General features: G+C 47.5%; 25 protein-coding genes. 15 read left to right on the top strand and 10 right to left on the bottom strand.

The window, feature by feature from the left end; genetic code table 11:
• The first annotated feature begins 60 nt into the window (after nt 1-60).
• From HAP68_RS17215 to HAP68_RS19580, 6 genes are all read left to right on the top strand, one after another.
• The gene (locus tag HAP68_RS17215; protein ID WP_003151197.1) at nt 61-249 is read left to right on the top strand and encodes a CsbD family protein; all 189 of its coding nucleotides are present in this window, start codon (nt 61-63) and stop codon (nt 247-249) included.
• A gap of 352 nt (nt 250-601) precedes the next feature.
• The gene (ureA, locus tag HAP68_RS17210) at nt 602-919 is read left to right on the top strand and encodes an urease subunit gamma (RefSeq protein WP_003151198.1); all 318 of its coding nucleotides are present in this window, start codon (nt 602-604) and stop codon (nt 917-919) included.
• Nucleotides 916-1,290 (top strand): urease subunit beta, encoded by a 375-nt coding sequence (gene ureB, locus HAP68_RS17205; protein ID WP_003151199.1) that lies wholly within the window; start codon nt 916-918, stop codon nt 1,288-1,290. Before ureA ends, ureB begins: the two co-directional genes overlap by 4 nt.
• Nucleotides 1,287-2,996: an urease subunit alpha gene (gene ureC / locus HAP68_RS17200; protein ID WP_024085908.1), complete on the top strand. Its 1,710-nt coding sequence runs from the start codon at nt 1,287-1,289 to the stop codon at nt 2,994-2,996. Before ureB ends, ureC begins: the two co-directional genes overlap by 4 nt.
• Before the next feature lie 140 nt (nt 2,997-3,136).
• The gene (locus HAP68_RS17195) at nt 3,137-3,541 is read left to right on the top strand and encodes an Rrf2 family transcriptional regulator (protein ID WP_003151203.1); all 405 of its coding nucleotides are present in this window, start codon (nt 3,137-3,139) and stop codon (nt 3,539-3,541) included.
• A gap of 119 nt (nt 3,542-3,660) precedes the next feature.
• Nucleotides 3,661-3,891: a hypothetical protein gene (locus HAP68_RS19580; RefSeq protein ID WP_223203781.1), complete on the top strand. Its 231-nt coding sequence runs from the start codon at nt 3,661-3,663 to the stop codon at nt 3,889-3,891.
• 24 nt (nt 3,892-3,915) lie between these two features.
• Here HAP68_RS19580 and xynA read toward each other — a convergent pair whose 3' ends face one another.
• From xynA to cls, 3 genes are all read right to left on the bottom strand, one after another.
• A complete protein-coding gene (gene xynA / locus HAP68_RS17185; RefSeq protein WP_003151206.1) occupies nt 3,916-4,557 on the bottom strand; it encodes an endo-1,4-beta-xylanase XynA in 642 nt (213 codons plus the stop codon).
• Nucleotides 4,558-4,952: 395 nt separating this feature from the next.
• Complete coding sequence (locus tag HAP68_RS17180) at nt 4,953-5,339, bottom strand: DUF5362 family protein (protein ID WP_003151208.1); 387 nt, start codon at nt 5,337-5,339, stop codon at nt 4,953-4,955.
• A 135-nt stretch (nt 5,340-5,474) separates the two neighbouring features.
• Complete coding sequence (gene cls / locus HAP68_RS17175; RefSeq protein WP_003151210.1) at nt 5,475-6,923, bottom strand: cardiolipin synthase; 1,449 nt, start codon at nt 6,921-6,923, stop codon at nt 5,475-5,477.
• 220 nt (nt 6,924-7,143) lie between these two features.
• Here cls and HAP68_RS17170 point away from each other — a divergent pair, with 220 nt between their 5' ends.
• Complete coding sequence (locus HAP68_RS17170; RefSeq protein ID WP_007614328.1) at nt 7,144-7,581, top strand: DUF5392 family protein; 438 nt, start codon at nt 7,144-7,146, stop codon at nt 7,579-7,581.
• A 31-nt stretch (nt 7,582-7,612) separates the two neighbouring features.
• Here the strand turns inward: HAP68_RS17170 and HAP68_RS17165 are convergent, their stop codons facing one another.
• Both HAP68_RS17165 and HAP68_RS17160 read right to left on the bottom strand, forming a co-directional pair.
• The gene (locus HAP68_RS17165; protein ID WP_003151216.1) at nt 7,613-8,062 is read right to left on the bottom strand and encodes a DUF5362 family protein; all 450 of its coding nucleotides are present in this window, start codon (nt 8,060-8,062) and stop codon (nt 7,613-7,615) included.
• Nucleotides 8,059-8,556 (bottom strand): GNAT family N-acetyltransferase, encoded by a 498-nt coding sequence (locus HAP68_RS17160; protein ID WP_014305994.1) that lies wholly within the window; start codon nt 8,554-8,556, stop codon nt 8,059-8,061. The genes HAP68_RS17165 and HAP68_RS17160 overlap by 4 nt, the downstream gene beginning before the upstream one ends.
• Nucleotides 8,557-8,688: 132 nt before the next feature.
• On the opposite strand from HAP68_RS17160, the gene spoIIQ reads away from it, so the two are divergent.
• Both spoIIQ and HAP68_RS17150 read left to right on the top strand, forming a co-directional pair.
• A complete protein-coding gene (spoIIQ, locus tag HAP68_RS17155; protein ID WP_017418752.1) occupies nt 8,689-9,558 on the top strand; it encodes a stage II sporulation protein SpoIIQ in 870 nt (289 codons plus the stop codon).
• A 91-nt stretch (nt 9,559-9,649) separates the two neighbouring features.
• Nucleotides 9,650-10,072 (top strand): VanZ family protein, encoded by a 423-nt coding sequence (locus HAP68_RS17150; RefSeq protein WP_014305992.1) that lies wholly within the window; start codon nt 9,650-9,652, stop codon nt 10,070-10,072.
• A gap of 17 nt (nt 10,073-10,089) precedes the next feature.
• Here the strand turns inward: HAP68_RS17150 and HAP68_RS17145 are convergent, their stop codons facing one another.
• On the bottom strand, nt 10,090-10,665 hold the full coding sequence (locus HAP68_RS17145) for an undecaprenyl-diphosphatase (protein ID WP_003151220.1): 576 nt from the start codon (nt 10,663-10,665) through the stop codon (nt 10,090-10,092).
• Nucleotides 10,666-10,829: 164 nt separating this feature from the next.
• Here HAP68_RS17145 and ftsW point away from each other — a divergent pair, with 164 nt between their 5' ends.
• The gene (ftsW, locus tag HAP68_RS17140; protein ID WP_003151221.1) at nt 10,830-11,984 is read left to right on the top strand and encodes a putative lipid II flippase FtsW; all 1,155 of its coding nucleotides are present in this window, start codon (nt 10,830-10,832) and stop codon (nt 11,982-11,984) included.
• Between the two features lie 52 nt (nt 11,985-12,036).
• Here the strand turns inward: ftsW and HAP68_RS17135 are convergent, their stop codons facing one another.
• Nucleotides 12,037-12,387: a P-II family nitrogen regulator gene (locus HAP68_RS17135; RefSeq protein WP_003151222.1), complete on the bottom strand. Its 351-nt coding sequence runs from the start codon at nt 12,385-12,387 to the stop codon at nt 12,037-12,039.
• 17 nt (nt 12,388-12,404) lie between these two features.
• Nucleotides 12,405-13,616, bottom strand: coding sequence for an ammonium transporter (locus HAP68_RS17130; protein ID WP_003151223.1), 1,212 nt, complete (start codon nt 13,614-13,616; stop codon nt 12,405-12,407).
• Between the two features lie 252 nt (nt 13,617-13,868).
• On the opposite strand from HAP68_RS17130, the gene HAP68_RS17125 reads away from it, so the two are divergent.
• The 3 genes from HAP68_RS17125 to HAP68_RS17115 all read left to right on the top strand — a co-directional run bounded on the left by HAP68_RS17125 (nt 13,869) and on the right by HAP68_RS17115 (nt 17,414).
• Entirely contained in the window at nt 13,869-14,435 is a 567-nt protein-coding gene (locus tag HAP68_RS17125) for an isochorismatase family protein (RefSeq protein ID WP_003151227.1), read from the top strand.
• On the top strand, nt 14,432-15,796 hold the full coding sequence (locus HAP68_RS17120) for an MFS transporter (RefSeq protein WP_024085907.1): 1,365 nt from the start codon (nt 14,432-14,434) through the stop codon (nt 15,794-15,796). The genes HAP68_RS17125 and HAP68_RS17120 overlap by 4 nt, the downstream gene beginning before the upstream one ends.
• A gap of 163 nt (nt 15,797-15,959) precedes the next feature.
• Complete coding sequence (locus HAP68_RS17115) at nt 15,960-17,414, top strand: NCS1 family nucleobase:cation symporter-1 (RefSeq protein WP_024085906.1); 1,455 nt, start codon at nt 15,960-15,962, stop codon at nt 17,412-17,414.
• Between the two features lie 35 nt (nt 17,415-17,449).
• On the opposite strand, the gene HAP68_RS17110 is transcribed toward HAP68_RS17115, so the two are convergent.
• Together HAP68_RS17110 and HAP68_RS17105 are read right to left on the bottom strand one after the other, a co-directional pair.
• Complete coding sequence (locus HAP68_RS17110; RefSeq protein ID WP_024085905.1) at nt 17,450-18,646, bottom strand: MFS transporter; 1,197 nt, start codon at nt 18,644-18,646, stop codon at nt 17,450-17,452.
• Nucleotides 18,647-18,670: 24 nt separating this feature from the next.
• On the bottom strand, nt 18,671-19,084 hold the full coding sequence (locus HAP68_RS17105) for a MarR family winged helix-turn-helix transcriptional regulator (protein WP_014305988.1): 414 nt from the start codon (nt 19,082-19,084) through the stop codon (nt 18,671-18,673).
• A 331-nt stretch (nt 19,085-19,415) separates the two neighbouring features.
• Here HAP68_RS17105 and spoIIID point away from each other — a divergent pair, with 331 nt between their 5' ends.
• Both spoIIID and mbl read left to right on the top strand, forming a co-directional pair.
• On the top strand, nt 19,416-19,697 hold the full coding sequence (gene spoIIID / locus HAP68_RS17100; protein WP_003151236.1) for a sporulation transcriptional regulator SpoIIID: 282 nt from the start codon (nt 19,416-19,418) through the stop codon (nt 19,695-19,697).
• Between the two features lie 179 nt (nt 19,698-19,876).
• Nucleotides 19,877-20,878 (top strand): cell shape-determining protein Mbl, encoded by a 1,002-nt coding sequence (gene mbl / locus HAP68_RS17095; protein WP_003151237.1) that lies wholly within the window; start codon nt 19,877-19,879, stop codon nt 20,876-20,878.
• The last annotated feature ends 23 nt before the right edge of the window (nt 20,879-20,901 follow it).

The following is a 20,901-nucleotide window of genomic DNA, read 5'->3' as shown; positions in this document are numbered from 1 at the left end:
TGCTATCAGGCTGAAAGGGAAGAAAACAAGTACACAAAAACAAAAGGAGCTGAAGAGATCATGAGTGAAGATAACGGTTTAAAAGACAAAGTAAAAGGCGGCATGAACAAAATGAAAGGGGAAGCAAAGGACAAAGCAGGCGACATGGCAAACAAGTCCGACTTAAAAGCGGAAGGGAAAAAAGACAAAGCGAAAGGCAGCCTGCAAAAGGGTGTCGGTAAAACGAAAGATAAACTCAGTGATGATTAATTTGATCGTGAAACACAGCAAAAGCCCAAAATATTTTGGGCTTTTTGTTATGAGAAATGACAAAAATTCCAGTTCGTTTGGTTAATATTCACTAAATTTTTAAATATTCTATAAATTCCCCGGCGATTTCTTTATAATATTCACAAAGAATGTAACCTTTCTTCACATTTAATTAAACGTTTGTTGAAGAAAAAAATGAGAAATCGGTCATTTCTGCAAAAGGAATCGGGCCGTTCACTGTCGAATAACTTTTATCACTTAACATTTCATGAGGTGAAGGGGGTGGCGGCCGCCTGCATCGTTTCGGTTGACCATGCGGATTGTGTTTGACTATCACTAAGGGGGAATACAGATGAAACTGACACCGGTTGAACAAGAAAAATTGCTTATTTTTACGGCGGGAGAGCTCGCTAAGCAGCGGAAGGCGCGCGGCGTTCTGCTGAATTATCCCGAAGCCGCCGCATATTTGACCTGTTATCTGATGGAAGGCGCGAGAGACGGAAAAAGCGTTGCTGAGCTGATGGAATCCGGCCGCAATGTATTGACTGAAAAAGACGTTATGGAAGGCGTTGCGGAAATGCTGGACAGCATTCAGGTGGAAGCGACGTTCCCGGACGGGGTTAAGCTTGTCACCGTTCATCAGCCGATCAAAGCGGAGGTGAAGTCATGAAGCCGGGAGCGATTCAAGTCGCAAAGGGGACCATCACCATTAACGAAGGCCGGAAGACGCTGGAGGTGTCAGTCACCAATAACGGAACGCGGTCAGTGCAGGTCGGATCGCATTTTCATTTTGCCGAAGCCAACGGCGCCCTTTCCTTCAATCGGGACAAAGCCATCGGCATGCGCCTTGATATCCCGTCAGGCACATCTGTCCGTTTTGAACCGGGAGAAGAGAAAACCGTCACGCTCGTGGAAATCGGAGGGCGAAAAACGGTCAGAGGTCTCAACGGCATGGCCGATACGTACATGGATGAGCGGGGAAAAGAGAAGACGCTGTCAAATCTTAAAAAAGCCGGATGGATGGAGGAGGCGATCCGATGAAAATGTCGCGTGAGCAATACGCAGAACTGTTCGGACCGACAACGGGAGACAAAGTCAGACTCGGAGATACGGATTTATGGATTGAAGTCGAAAAAGATTTCACGAATTACGGGGAAGAAATGATTTTCGGCGGAGGGAAAACAATCCGGGACGGCATGGGGCAGAACGGGCGTATCACCGGGAAAGACGGAGCGCTTGATCTGGTCATTACAAACGCCGTCATCCTGGATTATACCGGAATCGTCAAGGCGGATATCGGGGTGAAGGACGGCCGGATTGTCGGCGTCGGGAAAAGCGGCAACCCTGATATGATGGATGGGGTGGACCCGCACATGATTATCGGTGCCGGAACAGAAGTCATTTCCGGCGAAGGGAAAATCGTAACGGCCGGCGGGGTGGATACGCATATCCACTTTATCTGCCCGCAGCAGATGGAAGTCGCGCTTTCTTCAGGCGTGACTACGCTTCTCGGCGGCGGAACAGGTCCTGCGACGGGAAGTAAAGCGACGACTTGTACATCCGGTGCATGGTACATGTCGAGAATGCTTGAAGCGGCCGAGGAGTTTCCGATCAATGTCGGTTTCTTAGGAAAAGGAAATGCATCCGATAAAGCGCCGCTGATCGAGCAGGTGGAAGCAGGCGCAATCGGCCTGAAGCTGCATGAAGATTGGGGATCAACGCCAAGCGCCATTAAAGCTTGCATGGAAGCAGCGGATGAGGCGGACATTCAGGTGGCGATCCACACAGACACGATAAATGAAGCGGGCTTTTTAGAAAATACGCTTGATGCGATCGGCGACCGGGTTATCCATACATATCACATAGAGGGAGCCGGCGGAGGCCATGCACCGGATATTATGAAACTCGCATCTTACGCCAATATCCTGCCGTCCTCTACGACGCCGACGATTCCATATACCGTCAACACGATGGACGAGCATCTTGATATGATGATGGTCTGCCATCATTTAGATTCAAAAGTGCCTGAAGACGTGGCGTTCAGTCATTCACGCATCAGAGCGGCCACCATTGCGGCGGAGGATATTCTGCACGATATCGGCGCGATCAGCATGACGTCATCTGACTCGCAGGCGATGGGCAGGGTGGGAGAAGTGATTATCCGGACATGGCAGGTGGCCGATAAAATGAAAAAACAGCGCGGCGCTCTATCGGGAGAAAACAGCAATGACAATGTGCGCGCCAAACGCTATATCGCCAAATACACGATCAACCCGGCTGTCACTCACGGTCTGAGCCATGAAGTCGGTTCCGTTGAAAAAGGAAAGCTCGCCGACCTCGTACTATGGGACCCGGTTTTCTTCGGCGTCAAACCTGAACTTGTGCTCAAAGGCGGCATGATTGCCCGCGCCCAGATGGGAGATCCGAATGCTTCCATTCCGACGCCTGAGCCCGTGTTTATGCGGCAGATGTACGCATCATACGGTAAAGCAAACCGCAATACCTCTATTACATTTATGTCCCAGGCCGGTATCGCAAACGGTGTGCCGGAAAAGCTCGGCCTTGAAAAAATGATTTCTCCCGTACGGAATATCCGTAAGCTGAGTAAGCTCGACATGAAGCTGAATGACGCGATGCCGAATATACATGTCGATCCGAAAACCTATCAGGTGTTCGCCGACGGAGAAGAGCTGGCATGCCAGCCCGTCAGCTATGTTCCGCTAGGACAGCGTTATTTCTTATTTTAATCCCTCTCCGGCCGGTTTCCCGCCGGCCTGTTTACCCTCTATTGCCAACTTGATTTCATCCTGCCGCCCGTTTTAGTGTATATTAGTAGTTGACAAACAAATGAAATGTAACTATTTTGGTTACAATGGTGGTGAAAAACATGATTAACAGCCGTCTTGCTGTGGCCATTCACATTTTATCGCTGATCTCAACGGATGAACGGGCGTCATCGGACATGATTGCGGGCAGCGTAAACACCAATCCCGTCGTAGTGCGGAGAACGATCAGCCAGCTGAAAAAAGCGGGTATTCTGACATCCCGGGCGGGTGTTCCGGGAGCCAGCCTGAAAAAAGATCCGTCGGAGATCACCCTCTTAGAGGTTTACAGGGCGGTGCAGAATAAGGAAGAGCTTTTTGCGGTTCACGACAATCCGAATCCCGACTGTCCGGTCGGCAAAAATATTCAGCGCGCGCTCGATGAGACGTTCGGAAGCGTACAGCGGGCAATGGAGAATGAACTTGCGAGCAAGTCCCTTTATGATGTAATGAATCATCTCTTTTGTTAAAAAGAGATGGGTTCATGCCGCTAGACGTGTAACGAAAATGGTTACAATGGATAATGAGGAAATCACGGTTTTGGCTCCATATTCAGACAAGCCTGGATGCGGGGATTGCGATCTGTTTAATGAAGAAAACCTCTGAAACTAAAGGAGGTGGTAACCGGGATATTTTTATTTTGCTTAAGGCTTATGTGAAGGTGTCTGTTGGAAGCGGGTTACCAAAAAAAGACGGAACTCTTATTTTAATACGCGCTAAAAAAACTGATGGAGAATATCCTGCCTCCGGTAATGCCAAAACCGTTCGCCTCTTCACAATCATTATAAAATTTCTCAAGGAACGATCAGCAGCCCGTTAGCTGCCCCTCATTAGAGATGAGCTGTTACCACACTGTTACATTAGAACTTCCGCTGCTTTTATATCCTTCTGTCGCTAAGACTTGATAAGCCCAATTACTGCCCAGATTCATTCCATGGCTCTTCCATGCGTTAACATGATTGCTGAAAGTGATTGCAGCGTTGCTTCCGGTCGGTCTCTTCGACTGGCGGACACTCCAGTACTGCGTAAAAGTAGTGTTATCGCCATCAATGGAAGGTGCGTTATAACGTGTCGTTGTATATATGTCATATGTACCTCCATCACTCTTTACAGTACCTTTATACGTTCCGGTAGGTCTGTAAGTACCCCATGAATCCACCACATAATATTCGATGAGGGGCGATCTCGTCCAGCCATATAAAGTCAAATATCCATTGCCGTTCGGCGCCCAAACTCCGGCATTATAGTTTATTGTTCTAAATGGCGAGCCTGTAGTCCAGCCTTTACCAACAACGAAATTCCCGGTATTTGACCAATTAACACTGTAATTTCCGCCAGAGCCATTGACTGCGTTTACTGTCCCGCCCCCGTCAGTCCAATTTTGCCAGTAATCTGTGCCAGCTGCAGAGGCGGTTGCCGAAAACATGCTGATACTCATGAAAGCTGCCGTTAATCCCACTAAGAATTTCTTTTTAAACTTAAACATATGTTACCTCCTATACTATTTTTTCTGACTTTGACATGAGGCAGCACTCGTAAATATTTAACGAACGCCAACGCTTTTGATCGTTCCTTTCAATATAATAGCATGAATACATGGGTGAATATTAAGAACAATTGTAATTTAATTACAAAGACCCAAAAAATTGTATGATGAGTGGTCTTGTACCGCCATAGCCTTATTTCGCAGAACTGAGTGATTTCAGTTGAAACTCTGAGGAAACGTTTTATTTGAAAAAACTTTTTTGTCGAAAGAATATCTGCATACAGCGTCAATGCTGTTCGCCGCCGTATTGGCAAATCCAAAGCAGAAAAACTTTACCATTGTCGGAGAAGCGGAATAAGAAAAAATCCCGGGCGGATGCGCCGGGATTTTCCTTTTTAATATGTATTGGCATCAATATTATTAAACGCGTCGTCCACGATGCCGAGCGTCATGAGGACAATGAAAAGAACGATACCGAGAACGGACAAGCCGACCGTCACGATCAGATAGATCCCCTGCATTTTCACGAACTTTGCATAATTCTCCAGCATATGTTCCTCTGTCAGTTCATTGAACTGCGCCGCCATCTGTCCCGCTTCATTTGCCGAGCGCATCAGAAAAATGCCGGCAATGATCTGCAGAACGCCGGGAATGGCTCCGATTAAAAAGAAAAACGCGCCCGAAAGCGCCGCAAACGCGCCTATAATAATAAACAAAATACCTGTCGCTTTTCCCCATTTCGAAATAGAAATAAGCGAACGATTCACTGATTCAGGTTTCAAACTATGGCACTCCTTTACAAAAAAATACTCACTTTTCATTTATACACTATTCGGTCATTCTTTTGAATATAAAATGTGTTTTTTCAAGCCGTGTCCGTTTTTATATCAGAAAATTCCCGAGAAACATCCCGGGAATTACAAAATCGGCGACAGAAGCCTTGAAATCGATTCTTTAATGCGGATCCGCAGCGAACGCTCCTGATATTCTTCATACGTATATTTTCTGGAGACGAGCAGATCTTCTTTAAATGAGGAAATGAGTTTTTTCGCGATGGTGACGTCATAAATAAAGGCGTTGACTTCAAAATTAAGTCTGAAGCTTCTGACGTCGATATTCGCCGTACCGACTGAAGCCGTCTCATCATCGACGACAATTGTTTTTGCATGAATAAAGCCGTTATCGTAAATGTAGACTGAGGCTCCGGCTTTCAAAAGATCGCCGATGTAAGATAAAGTCGCCCAGTAAACGAAAGCGTGATCCGGCTTGTTCGGAATCATGATTTTGACGTCAATGCCTGACAGACAGGCGATCCTGAGGGCATCCAAAAGACTTGAGTCAGGAATAAAGTAAGGCGTCTGAATCAGGATCGACCGTTTGGCCGTTGAGATCATCTTGATATAGCCGTTTTTAATTTGTTCCCATTCTGAATCCGGTCCGCTCGTGACAATCTGCATCCCGACATTGCCCTTCGGCTCGCATTCCGGAAAATGATTCGGAACGTAAGTGAGCGTATGGTGATGGGAAGCTTGGTTCCAATCGAGAATAAACCGTGTCTGAATGGCGTGTACCGCCGTGCCTTGAAGTCTGAGGTGCGTATCGCGCCAGTAGCCGAATTTCGGATTCAGCCCGAGATATTCATCTCCGACGTTAAAGCCGCCGACATAGCCGGTTTCGCCGTCAATGATGACGAGCTTGCGGTGATTCCGATAATTGAGCCGCAAATTAATCGGACGAAGCCTGGAAGGAAAAAAGACTTCCACATGGCCGCCGGCGTCCCGCAGCGGTTTGAAGAATTTTTTTCTGAGTGATCTTGAACCGAGTTCATCATATAACACTCTGACTTTTACGCCTTCCCGTGCTTTTTTCACTAAGGCATCGCGCAATTTTTTTCCCAGTTCATCACCTTTATAAATATAGTATTGAAGGTGAATGTGATCTTTTGCGTTGGAAATGTCCTTCATTAAGCGTTTGAACTTATCGCGCCCGTCCGTTAAAATCTCCACCGAATTATCCTCTGTAAAGACTGCGTGGTTGTTCATGACAAGCATATAGATGAGGTCTTTATTATCCACAGTCGCCCTGTTGTTAAATTGGAATTGCCTCGACTTCAGATCTTTCAGCTGAAACTTCAGCAGCTTTTCTATTCCGATTTTTTTACGGTCTTCCCATTGAAACAGGTGCTTGCGTCTCAGGTTATGGCCGAATAACAGGTATAAAATAAACCCTAAAATGGGAATAAAAAAAAGAACCAAGAGCCAAGCCCATGAAGCGCTGGCATCGCGTCTTTCTTTGAAAATCATGATGACGGCCAAAAGTATATTTAAAACGAAAAAAAATCCGAATAAAATAAATGAAATGCTCACTTTGCAACCCCGCTATATCATATTTATCAAGACTGTGCCCATTAGTATTCCGACAAGTGCAGCAATCTGATTCCCATTTCAAATTATAACATTGACATTTTGAAAGAATAAAGAGCCGGAATCAAAGATGAGTGCAGTTTTCTTTCAAAGAAAGTTCCGGGTGCGGTAAAATATGCATATATGAAAAAGAAGACAAAAATGACAGCAAAGGGGAGAGGGCATGAAGCTGGAGCATGCGGAACAATTGCCGGGATTCATAAAAAAAGAAATTCAGAAAATACAAATCGCCATCGCGCCGCTGATGAAAAAAAGCATCATTTACCGTTTTCTTGCTTTCCCGCTCGCCGCTTTTAGTCTGTTTCATCTGGCATCGCTTTTGATTCAGGCCCCTTCCGGGAGAGGAGCTCTCGTATCGGCCGGCATTTTTGCCCTCCTTGCGGCTTTGGGTCTTGCGTTTTTTAAGGAAGCCGGCTATCAGCGGAAACAGGTGCAAAAAACGATCCGTCTTTATATGCTGAACAGAATCAGAAAAAGCGATATTCTGTCCGAGGAACGGAAAAGCGCCTATACCCGGCTGATTGCCGAGGAGCCGTCTGCGATGAAGAGCTTTATTGAATTTTTAACGGAAGAAGACCGGAAAAAAGAAATGCTTTATTAAAAAAGAGCTGACGCGCGATCAGCTCTTTTTGTCATTCAAATACAGGATCGTTCTCATAGTAATATGAATCAGGCGTGTCATACGTATCAGTGCTGTAATAAGCCATAATTCCGATGACAGCGAAGATGACGACTAAAATAAAAGCGAGAATGCCCAGTACCACACTGGATGCCGCGTAAAAAAACTGCATTTTGATAAATGACGCGTAATGTGCAAGCATATTTTCTTCCGCGTTTTCTTCTAGCCCTTCCTGAAGGGCGGCAGCCGCTTTTGCCGAGCGCATCAGCATGACGCCGGAAATGATGAGCAGAACACCCGGAATGGCTCCGAGCAGCGTCACAATGGCTGACAGAGCGGAAAGAGAACCTGTGATGATCAGAAACACGGCGGTGATCTTTCCCCATTTGGCGATGTCGGCAAGGGAACGGGCTTTTTTATTGAGCGGCTGGTTTTCGTCTTTGTCTTTATCGATGGTGATCATGACAGTTCTCTCCCTAAAATGTTCAAGTCATATCGTTTTCCGTCCATTTCGGCGATACCCGGGAATACGCCCCATTCGGTAAAACCGAATTTTTCAAACAGCTTAATGCTCGGCACATTATGTCCGAAGATAAAAGCCATCAGGCTGCGGATGCCGATTGCCGGAGCGAGTGCCAGGGCTTCTTTCAGCAGAAAGCTTCCTGCTCCTTTGCCGCGGCAATCCTGATGCAGATAGATGCTGATCTCCGCCGTTTTGTCATAGGCCGGACGGCCGTAAAACGTTTCAAAGCTGATCCAGGCCGCCACTTTGCCGGTTTCATCTTCCGCGACCATCAGCGGGCGCCGGTCCGTGTGCCGCAAAAACCAATCCATCCGGTCTGCGGGCGTCACTTCTTCCGTATCAGCCGTTACCATTCGTGAGGCAATCGTCGAGTTGTATATGGCCACCACCGCATCTAAATCCTCCAATACGGCTTTGCGCAGGGTTAAATTCATATTCCGGGATCTCCCTTCACATTTCATTACATAATTAAGTGCAATCTGCACATACTACTTCCAAAAAAGTTTTTTATGGATGTGTATATATTTTCAGAAAAGTGTTCAGAATGTTGCTGAGGTGATGAACAAATGAGAGAGGAAGAAAAGAAAACTTCTCAAGTCAAAAAACTTCAGCGGTTTTTTCGCAAACGCTGGATATTCCCTGCAATCTACTTAGTCAGTGCGGCCGTCATTTTAACAGCTGTCCTTTGGTATCAATCCGTTTCGAATGATGTGAAGGACAATCTGACGAACAACGGCGGAAACTCCGCGTATGACAGCGGCAAAGACGATGCCGTCGAAGTAGGCAAGTCAATGGAAAACGTCGCAATGCCGGCTGCTCATTCTGAAAATGTTTCTGTTGTGAAAAAGTTTTACGAATCTGATGCCGCAAAAAAAGAGAAAGAAGCAGCACTTGTTAACTATAATAACACGTACAGCCTCAGTAAAGGAATTGACTTAGCTGAGAAAGACGGAAAATCATTTGATGTTTCTGCTTCTCTGAGCGGTACGGTTGTTAAAGCTGCTAAAGACCCGGTACTGGGGTATGTGGTTGAAATTGAACACTCAGACGGCCTGTCTACTGTCTATCAGTCTTTATCTGAAGTCAGCGTGGACCAGGGCGACAAAGTAAAGCAGAACCAGGTCATCGGTAAATCCGGAAAAAATCTTTACAGTGAAGAAAGCGGAAATCACGTGCACTTTGAAATCCGCAAGGACGGCGTAGCGATGAACCCGCTCAATTTTATGGACAAGCCGGTAACATCTATTGAAAAAGCGGCGGCTGAAGAGAAAAACGCTGTGACAGAAGAAACGGAAGGGTCAATTCAGCAGTCTTCCGAGAAAAAAGATGTGACGCCTAAAAAAGAAACCGAAGAAAAACCAGGTGACAAAGAAGACGGCACAAAAGACAAGACAGATGGTAAAGATGACGGCTCAATGAAAGATTCGGGCAAGTAATCTTGATCCCAAAGCGTCTATCAGCTCTGATAGGCGCTTTTCATATTGCTGCATGTGCCTTTATACTAATAGAAAACGAAGGAGATGCTGAATGAATAAATGTCTGGCGGCCGGGTGGCTCGTCTTTGTTTTCGTTTCTGCTTTGACTGAAAGCTTTCACGATATGATTGTGTCGCAGACGGTGTCCTTCCGTTTCACGTCCCATCCGGATGTGTCCGGTTTCTTTGTGTTCGATATGGCGGAGCTCGCCATACCGGAAGCGGCGATTCAAAAGCTCGGGCACGCGTTTTCATTTTTTGTGCTCGCCTATTTGTTTTTCAGGGAGCGCAGGCGCATGAAGAGGGCGGTGCTGTATGCATTGGCCGCCGCTTTCCTGACAGAAATCGTCCAGCTCTTTTTCGGCAGAAACGGATGCCTCCGCGATGTGCTGATTGACAGTCTCGGCATTGCCGCATTCTGTGCTTTACAAAGGAAAAAGCATACAGCCAAACATACAAAAACCGGCAGTCTGTGACAGACGCCGGCTTTTTTTTATATATTATGGTTTGTCGATTTGCTTTTATGAACGATACTTTCATAGATTCGCACGATCAGATCGACAATCGGACGAAGCACATTTGAAAATCTGAACAGCAGGAATCCGACAATGAGGGAAACGATAATGCTTCCGAGCACATCGATCGGATAATGATGGCCGACCCAAATTCTTGAGAAGCCGGTCAAAAGGCCGAAAATCACAAGCGGCCAGCCGAGTTTTTTGTTGCGGAACAGAATCGCAATTGAAATCGCCAAAGCGCCTGTCGTATGGTCACTCGGGAATGAAGCATCCGCGGCATGAGGGATCAGCGTATGAACCGTATGCTCGACAAAGGGGCGCGGCTCGACATAGACTTTCGTGATGAGGTAGTTGATGATAAGCGCCGCAACACCCGTGAAGCCCGCGTACAGGGCGTTTTGTCTGCCTTTTGTGCTTCCGAACAGCCACATGGCAAGCAGGAAAAGGGCGTAGGCGTAAATGGCGTATTCCGTTATAAATACCATGATAGAGTCGAGAATGGCACTATGGTGCGACAAACCATTGATCGCTTTAAATAGTTCGTAATTCACAAATATCACCTTTTATCTTTATTTTATATGAACAGTGTAATGCTTTTTTCTATGAGACACAATTGGTATTAAAAATAATCATAAAAAAGTAAACAGAATGAAACGTGACTGTATTACTGTGCGTCAAGTATGCGGGAAAAGAATAGCCGAAGGAGTTTTGTCCGTTGCTGAAACGTTTGAAAAACGCCGATCTGCCGCTTGTGTTTGTCATTATGCTGCTTTGCGGATTCGGCTTGTTAATGGTGTACAGCGCCAGTGATGTGATGGGGTCTCAGCGGTACGGAGATCCATCCTATTTCTTCCATAAACAAAGTGCCTCTTTACTGATCGGATTATGCTTATTTCTATTTGCCGCCTGTCTGCCGTATAAGCGGTATGCGCGGCTTGTACCGCTGTTTGTGGTCGGTTCGCTGGTATTGCTGCTGCTCGTATTGATACCGGGAATCGGGCTGGAGCGGAATTTTTCCCGCAGGTGGCTGGGAGCGGGCCCGCTTGTCGTACAGCCGTCTGAATTGGCGAAGATCGCCATGATTTTGTATTTCGCTTCGATTTATACGAAAAAGCAGCCGTACATTCATCAATTTGTGAAAGGGGTTCTGCCGCCTTTAGTGATTTTGGGGACCGCTTTTCTGCTGACTTTGGCGGAGCCTGATTTAGGGACGGCTTCCTTAATCCTGGCGGCGTGCGGGTCGATTTTATTATGTGCCGGCTTGAAAAAGCGCCATCTGTTCGTGCTCGGCGCGACGGCGGTGTCGGGGGTTGTTTATCTCGCATTTTCTGCTTCCTATCGTGTGAAGCGCCTCGTTTCCTTTACCAATCCGTTTGGTGACGCGAACGGGGACGGCTATCAGCTGATTCAATCCTATTTTGCTATTTCCGGAGGCGGGTTTTTCGGAAGAGGGCTTGGAAACAGTGTTGAAAAAATGAACTATCTGCCTGAGGCGCATACCGATTTCATTATGGCCGTGATCAGTGAAGAGCTGGGGATATTCGGTGTTCTGATCGTTTTGGGATTATATTTTGCGTTAATGCTTCTCGGCGTAAAAACGGCCGTGCGGGCTGATGACCCGTTCGGGAAGCTTCTTGCCATCGGAATTACGTTTCAATTAATGTTTCAGGTTGTCTTGAATTTGGGAGCGATGAGCGGACTCCTCCCGGTTACGGGTGTGCCGCTTCCGTTTATCAGCTATGGCGGTTCTTCATTGATTATGACGCTGTTTTTGTGCGGCATACTGGTCAATATCAGTACATATGCGAAAAAACAAACCGTACGGCATAAGCGTCCTGCCCCGCATGAAAAAAAGGCTTCTTCTTTTTAATGAAGCGAGAAAAAACGCCCGGGATATTTCTGTCTCCGGGCGTTCTGTCTGTTTATAAAGCTCCTGGTCCTTCTTCTCCGGTGCGGATATTAATCGTGTTTCCGATTTCATAGACGAATATTTTGCCGTCTCCGGGCTCTCCCGTTTTCAGCACTTTTTTCGCCGTTTCCACCACTTGATCAACGGGGACCTTGCTGACAACGATTTCCACTTTCAGCCGTTCATACACATTGCTTTCAATTTTGACTCCGCGGTACAGTTCGGTGTGAGCTTTTTGAAGGCCGCAGCCGTGTACGTTGGAGAAGGTCAGCGATGTGACTCCGATTTTACCGAGTTCCTGTTTTAATGTTTCAAACTTAGCCGGACGCGTAACGATTTCTACCTTGAACATTTGACCGCTCATCTAAGCCACTCCTCACTTTATAAGTCCTGATATGCTTTTTCCCCGTGCATCGTTAAATCAAGGCCAAGTGACTCTTCTTCTTCGCTGGCGCGGAGGGGAATGAACAGACCTACAATTTTAATGATAACGAAAGTGACAATAAATACAAATACATAGGTTGCCGCAATGGCCGCAATCTGCTTCCAGAGCAGTCCCGGATCGCCGTAAAACAGTCCGTTTGCCCCGCCGTCATTGACGGAAGTGGTGGCGAATAAACCGGTCGCGATGCCGCCCCATGTCCCGCCGATTCCATGCAGGCCGAAAGCGTCAAGCGCATCATCGTATCCGAAAGTCTTTTTGAGCCAATACACGCCCCAGAAGCAGACAAGCCCGCCGATGAAACCGATTACGATGGAAGAGAACGGCGTAACGAACCCGGCAGCCGGCGTAATGGCGACAAGCCCGGCAATAGCGCCTGACACAGCACCCAGCATGGTCGGTTTTTTGTTCAGCATCCATTCGATTAAAATCCAGCCGATAATTCCGGCCGCAGCCGCGGTGTTTGTGTTAATGAAGGCAAACATCGCGATACTGTCAAGCGTGAGGGCGCTGCCGACATTGAAGCCGAACCATCCGAACCAAATGAGCGCCCCGCCCAAGAACGTGTAAATTAAGTTGTGAGGCGAAGCCGCCGTGCCGTCCTTGCGTTTCCCGAGCACAATCGCCAGCACGAGCCCGGCGACCCCGGAAGAAATGTGGACGACGTTTCCGCCTGCGAAGTCAAGAGCGCCCATTTGGCCGATCCAGCCGCCGCCCCATACCCAGTGCGCAACGGGCGTATATACGAGGGAAGCCCACAAAAAGGAAAATACAAGAAAAGCACTGAATCTCATGCGTTCAGCAAATGCTCCGGAAATAATGGCCGTCGTCAGTACGGCAAACGTCATTTGGAACATCATGAATAATGAATGCGGGATCGTATCACTATAACTTCCGGGTTCAAAGCCGACCCCCTTCAGTCCGGCCCATTCAATCCCGCCAAGCCATGTATTCCCGGGGGCAAAAGCAAGTGAATATCCGTACAAAACCCAAACGACGGATACGATGGCGAGGGAAGAAAAACTGTGCATCGCCGTGCTGAGCACGTTTTTGCTTTTTACCATTCCGCCGTAAAACAAAGCCAGCCCGGGGGTCATCAGCCACACGAGTAAAGCGCAAAAGAACATAAATACTGTATCGCCCATCTGCATGTTGTATTCCTCCGTCTCATTCAAAATGTAATCGTGATTAATTCATTATTATAGAGAAAAAAGAACGATAAAACATTTTCGTGTAAGGTTATCTGACATGGTTTTTTGCGTTCATAATGTCGCTTTTTCAAAGGGTTGTCATGCGACTTTATATCCATAAAAAGAGCGCTGGAGCATGGCGGAAGAAATCCTGTCCGGGAAAGAGTAAAATAAACGGGGTGAGAAACACTAACTGCATCAGGAGGAATCATTATGACAACATCATTGAATCTGCAATTTGAAAAAACGGCTTTGGTCCTTATTGATTTACAAAAAGGCATCGTGCCGATGGATAAAAGCGGTACCGTTGTGCCGAACGCGAAAAAATTAATTGATGTGTTCCGGGAAAAAGGCGGATTTATCAGCTTTGTGAACGTAGATTTTCATGACGGAGCGGATGCGCTGAAGCCGCTGACGGATGAAGAGGCGGCGGGCCATTCGGCTCCGCCGGCTGATTGGGCTGAATTTGTGCCTGAAATCGGAGTGAAAGAAAACGATTATACGGTAACAAAACGGCAGTGGGGCGCGTTTTTCGGCACGGACCTGGACCTTCAGCTCAGAAGACGGGGAATCGACACGATTGTGTTATGCGGGATTGCAACAAACATCGGTGTGGAAAGCACGGCGCGGGAAGCTTTTCAGCTCGGGTATCAGCAAGTTTTCGTAACTGACGCGATGGCGACATTCAGCGATGAACAGCACGAAGCGACACTCAAGTTTATCTTCCCGAAAATCGGCAGAAGCCGGACGACGGAAGAATTTATCGCACAGACAAAATGACAATCTCCAAAAAAAGCCGCGTCCTGTTCTTGACGGCCGTGGCTTCGGGGACGATGCTGAACCCATTGAACTCGTCGATGATTTCTCTTGCGCTTCACAGTATTCAGCATGAATTTCACCTGTCGTTTACAACGGTGTCCTGGCTGATATCGTCCTTTTATCTTGCCAGCGCGGTGGCGCAGCCTGTTACCGGGAAGCTCGGTGATATGCTCGGCAGGAAGAAGCTGTTTTTGATCGGGCTTCTGCTTGTTGCCGTCTCGGCGGTCGGCGCGCCGTTTGCGCCGACTTTTATGACATTGCTGATCATGCGGCTTTTTCAATCGATCGGAAGCAGCGCGATATATCCGTCCGGCGTCGGATTGATCCGTTCAAATATACAGGAGAAGCAGGCTTCGGCGCTGGCCGTCCTGTCAATCTTTGCATCAGCCATGACGGCGCTCGGTCCGACTCTCGGCGGTTTTCTGATCGTTTGGGGAGGGTGGCCGGCGATCTTTTTCGTCAATCTGCCGTTTATCATCCTCAGCTTTTTTCTCGGAATGTATATGTTTCCGAAAGATGAAAAACGCGAGATCGGCGGCTTGAAAGGCGTGCTCCGCCAGCTTGATACGATCGGGATACTTCTGTTTGCCGGAGCGATTATCCTTCTCCTGTCGTTTTTATTGTCCTTCAGTACGAAGCCTCACTATACAGAAGGCGTATTCGGGCTTTTGTTTGTCGGGCTGTTTATCTGGCGCGAGCTGAAAACGGAGAAGCCGTTTATTGATGTCAGGCTGTTTAAAACGCATCGGAAACTATCGTCGGTGTATATTCAATTTATTTTGCTGAATATATTCTTTTACTGCATCTTTTTCGGGCTTCCGAGCTATTTTCAGGATGAAATGCATTTGTCCGTTCAGACAAGCGGATTGATTATGCTGTTTATGTCGGGCATGAGTATTCTGGTGTCGCCTTTGACCGGAAAATGGATAGATAAGAAAGGGCTTCTTCAGCCGATTGTTGCCGGAACCTGCCTGACCGCGATCGGGGCGGTGCTGTTAACGTTTTTCTTTCTTCAGGCGCCCATGATAGGAAAAGGGCTGATCCTGTCCGTGCTTGGTGTCGGCTACGGCTTCGGAAATGTCACGTTTCAGGCGGCCATGCTGAAAACGAGCCCCGCCGACATGGTCGGAACAACGTCCGGCCTGTTTCAGACCTGCAGGTATCTCGGTTCGATTTTGTCTTCTGTCATTTTGGGCATTCTTTTCGGGAAAGAAATTACCGCCGCCCATTTTCATATGCTTGGGACGATTCTTATCGTTGTCGGCGCCGTAAGCCTTTTGATGGCGTTCCGGTTTTCGGTTCTCCTCAAAAAAGCCTCTTAACAGGCGCGAAAAAAAGAGACGGGCTCTCCCTGTCTCTTTTTTTGTGTAATGTGCTCAAAAATCAAAACGATTATTGTCGACAGCGACCAATGTTATTTGCGGAATTTTCAGTTATATTTTTTCACATGTGATGTAAGGAAAACGTACATGCGGGAGGGAGAAAATGACAAAAATAACGAGTGATCGGCTAAGCAACAAAGATTTACTGCCTTTAGAAGACGGCGAACGGACATGGAAGGCGGTGAATTTTGCATCCATTTGGATGGGTTGTATTCATAATATCCCGACCTACGCGACTGTGGGCGGGCTCATTGCGATCGGCCTTTCTCCGTGGCAGGTGCTCGCCATTATCGTGACGGCGTCACTGATTTTGTTCGCCGCTTTGGCCTTGAACGGCCATGCCGGAACGAAATACGGCCTGCCTTTTCCGGTCATTATCAGGGCTTCTTACGGAATATACGGCGCTAACATTCCGGCGCTTCTCAGGGCGTTTACAGCCATCATGTGGCTCGGAATTCAAACATTTGCCGGGAGCACTGCCTTACACATTCTGCTTTTGAACATATGGCCGGGCTGGGGGAGTCTCGGCGGAGATTGGAATATATTCGGGCTTCATCTGCCGGGCTTTCTGTCGTTCATTTTCTTTTGGGGCATTCATCTGCTTGTGCTGCGGCACGGCATGGAATCGATCAAAAAATTTGAAGTGTGGGCGGGCCCGCTTGTTTATCTCGTCTTCGGCGGCATGGTCTGGTGGGCGATAGATATTGCCGGCGGGCTCGGTCCGATTTACTCACAGCCGGGAAAGTTCCATACATTTTCTGAAACGTTTTGGCCGTTTGCCGCCGGAGTGACGGGCATTATCGGAATATGGGCGACGCTGATTCTGAATATCCCTGACTTCACCCGGTTCGCCGCGTCGCAAAAAGAACAGATTCGCGGCCAGTTTTACGGGCTGCCGGGAACGTTTGCGCTGTTTGCGTTTGCAAGCATCACGGTGACATCCGGATCACAGGTAGCATTCGGAGAACCGATCTGGGATGTGGTGGAGATTTTGGCCCGGTTTGATAATCCTTTCGTTATCGCTCTTTCGGTCATCACACTTTGCATCGCCGCCGTCTCGGTTAACGTGGCGGCAAACATCGTGTCACCGGCCTATGACTTGGCGAATGTCCTGCCGAAGTATATTACATTCAGAAGGGGAGGGTATTTGACCGCCGTTTTGGCTCTGTTCACAATACCGTGGAAGCTGATGGAGAGCGCCACGAATGTATATGCGTTTCTCGGACTCATCGGCGGGATGCTCGGACCGGTGGCCGGGGTGATGATGGCTGATTATTTTATTATCAGAAAAAGGAAGCTCTCAGTTGAAGACCTTTATTCAGAAACCGGACAGTACACTTATTACAAAGGCTATAATTACCGGGCCTTTGCCGCGACGTTTCTCGGCGCGTTTATTTCTTTAATCGGAATGTACGTCCCGGCGTTCGCCGGCATCTATGATATCTCCTGGTTTGCGGGTGTCATTTTGTCATGTCTCGGTTATACGGCGCTTATGTACATTCATCCTCCTTATGCAAAAGCGGAGGGACGAATCGTGCGGGAAAGAGCGGCCGAATAAAAAAAGCCGGGGGCTGCCCCCGGCTTTTTGTCATATCAGTCTGCGATTGAAACGTTTCCGTCCGCTTCAAGCGGCGTTCTTTTTTTCTGGCTCCAGCCATACAGGAGCAAAGCAATCAGGACGAACAGCCCCGCTGCCAGATAAATCGAATGGAATCCGGCCGAAGCGACGAAGAGGCCGAATACATATGACCCGCCGGCAATCCCGCTGTCAAAGAAAGTGAAGAAGGTCGCCGTCGCAAAGCCTGAACGGTGTCCGGGCGAATTCTGAATCGCCAGCGTCTGCATACACGGTACGATAGAGCCGTATCCGAGACCGATTACGGCACCGGACAAGAGAAGCATGAGGGCGCTGTTTGTCATCGCCAGCATGCAAAGCCCCGCGGAGAACACGATAATCGACGGATAGATGACGATTCCCGGCCCCACTCTGTCAAACAGCTTTCCTGTGAAAGGACGGGCGGCCATCATCGTCACGGCGAAACAGACGAAGAAATAGCCGCTGACATCCAACAGGTGGATCGTCTTTGCATAAACGGATAAATATGAAGTCACACTTGAATAACAGAAAGAAATGGACAACCCGACAATCGCGATTTTAAGCGCGCCTTTTTCAAACATGTCGGAGAAAGAAAAACGGAACACAGTCGTTCCGCTGTTGTTTTGATCAGGCACACGAATCATAAAAGCAATCAGCAAGCCTAAAGAAACAAATACAGCAAAAAGCGTAAAGAACACCGGGAACGATATGACTTTCACAAGGCTCAGTCCGAGAAACGGACCGATCGCCATGGCAAGGTTCATAGACATCGCAAAATAACCGAGCCCCTCGCCGCGCCGCTTGGCGGGAATAAGGTCAGCGGCAATTGCGCCTGTGACCGTCGTTAAAATGCTGAACCAGATGCCTTGGAAAAAACGCAGTCCGAGCAGCAGATAGAAATTGTGTATCGGCAAATACAGATAAGAAGACAGGGCGAACAGCGCCAGAGATACAATCGTCATTCTTTTCTTGCCGAACCGTTCAATAATCGCCCCTGAAAAAGGACGGGTGATAATAGCAGATAACAGGAACAGGCTGATCAAAAGCCCTCCTTGCGATTCACTGCCGCCAAGCTCCTGAATCATATAGATAGGCAGCACGGCCAAAAATGTATAAAAGAACACAAAGACAAATAAATTTACGAGTACGACCATAATAAAATCTTTGGTCCAGATCGAGTCAGATTTACTCAAAAGTACAGCACTTCCCTTTCTTTATTATTTCGTTAAAAACACATTCAGAAACTCAGAAAAAGCTTCCTTATCTCCATCTTGGAAATCCGCAAGCATGTCTTCCTCGAACTTCAGCATCTCTTGATTGATGCTGTTGTATTTCAATTCAGCTTCCTTCGTCAGGACGACGAGCTTTTCCCGCTTGTCTTCTCCCTGTTCCCGCTGAATCCAGCCGTTTTCTTCAAGGCGTTTGATCGTTCTGGTAACGGTCGGCGCCTCTACGTTCAGATAGGACCAGATTTCTTTTTGGGTCATCGGTCCGATCGTTTTTAAGCAATATAGGATTGACCATTGAGAGGAGTACAGGCCGAATGGTTCCAGCCGTTCATTGGCTTTCTTCGTAATCAGGCGGGCGCATTGATTGATTTGGTGAATGAGGCGTCTGTTGACGTGGATCATTTCCGTTCTCCTTTTCAAAAAACTTACCTAAGTAACTAATTGTGCTGTTTCATTCTACAGCAGGATCGCGCGGATGTAAACCCCCCGTTCAAAAAGCAGAAAATTATGACCCGCCCCTTGTCCTTATTGAGTTTTTAGCATATTCCCAATTCATTGCTAATACACTGTTACAAACCTATCAAAGAGAGTGTTTGAGGTGAGGGATCGTGGGCATATTTCTAAAACCTTCTTATATAATCGGACAACGAAGAAGCTGCATCATCAGTGAATCTGTTACAGAATACGGATCTCATTTCACACTTCTCACATCCAACTGGGGAGGTCGAGTGGTGTGCACGATTACATCAAAGAGCGAACAATCAAGATTGGTAAGTATATCGTGGAGACGAAAAAAACCGTTCGTGTCATTGCGAAAGAGTTTGGTGTTTCCAAAAGTACCGTACACAAAGATCTGACAGAACGCCTGCCTGAAATCAATCCTGACTTGGCGAATGAAGTAAAAGAAATACTCGATTATCATAAATCCATCAGACATTTAAGGGGGGGCGAGGCGACGAAATTAAAGTACAAGAAGGATGAAATTCTTGAAGGGGAGCCCGTTCAGCAGCCGTAGCGCCTGACATCTGCCGGGCCCTTTTTTCTCCTCCGGGCGGTTTCGCGAATATCCGCAAAATTTTGTCAAGAACTTATATCGTTCAGCAGCTTTTTTTTGATAAATTATGATAATATATATAATTAGGGCACAATGTGGATATTTTACTGTGAAACAGATATCAAGGAGGATATAAATAGATGTTTGCAAGGGATATTGGAATTGACCTCGGTACTGCAAATGTACTGATCCATGTAAAAGGAAAAGGAATTGTTCTGAATGAGCCTTCCGTTGTGGCACTTGATAAAAACAGCGGCAAAGTGCTGGCTGTCGGTGAAGAAGCCAGACGAATGGTTGGACGTACACCTGGGAATATTGTTGCGATCCGTCCGCTGAAAGACGGCGTAATCGCAGACTTCGAAGTAACTGAAGCTATGCTGAAACATTTCATTAATAAGCTGAATGTAAAAGGACTTTTCTCAAAACCGCGTATGCTGATCTGCTGCCCGACGAATATTACATCCGTTGAGCAGAAAGCGATTAAAGAAGCAGCTGAAAAAAGCGGCGGAAAGCATGTGTACCTTGAAGAAGAACCGAAAGTTGCCGCTATCGGCGCGGGTATGGAAATCTTCCAGCCGAGCGGTAACATGGTTGTTGACATCGGAGGCGGTACGACAGATATCGCAGTTATTTCTATGGGCGATATTGTCACCTCCTCTTCTATTAAGATGGCTGGGGACAAGTTTGACATGGAAATCTTAAATTATATCAAACGCGAGTATAAGCTGCTGATCGGTGAACGTACCGCTGAAGATATTAAGGTGAAGGTCGCAACGGTTTTCCCAGACGCACGTCATGAAGAAATCACCATCCGCGGCCGTGACATGGTTTCCGGTCTGCCGAGAACGATTACAGTAAACAGCAAAGAAGTGGAAGAAGCCCTTCGTGAATCAGTTGCCGTCATTGTGCAGGCCGCCAAGCAGGTTCTTGAAAGAACACCGCCTGAATTGTCCGCTGACATCATCGACCGCGGCGTTATCATTACCGGCGGGGGAGCGCTGTTAAACGGGCTTGACCAGCTTCTTGCCGAAGAGCTGAGGGTGCCTGTTCTTGTCGCTGAGAACCCGATGGATTGTGTTGCGGTCGGAACCGGCGTCATGCTGGATAACATGGACAAGCTTCCGAAACGCAAACTGAGCTGATGATAAAACCTCATTCTGAAAAA

The sequence above is a fragment of the Bacillus sp. Bvel1 genome (genome assembly GCF_014872755.1).
In the GTDB taxonomy this organism is placed as follows: domain Bacteria; phylum Bacillota; class Bacilli; order Bacillales; family Bacillaceae; genus Bacillus; species Bacillus velezensis.
The sequence above is the reverse complement of the archived record's forward strand: the minus strand, read 5'-3'. Positions and strand labels throughout refer to the sequence as shown.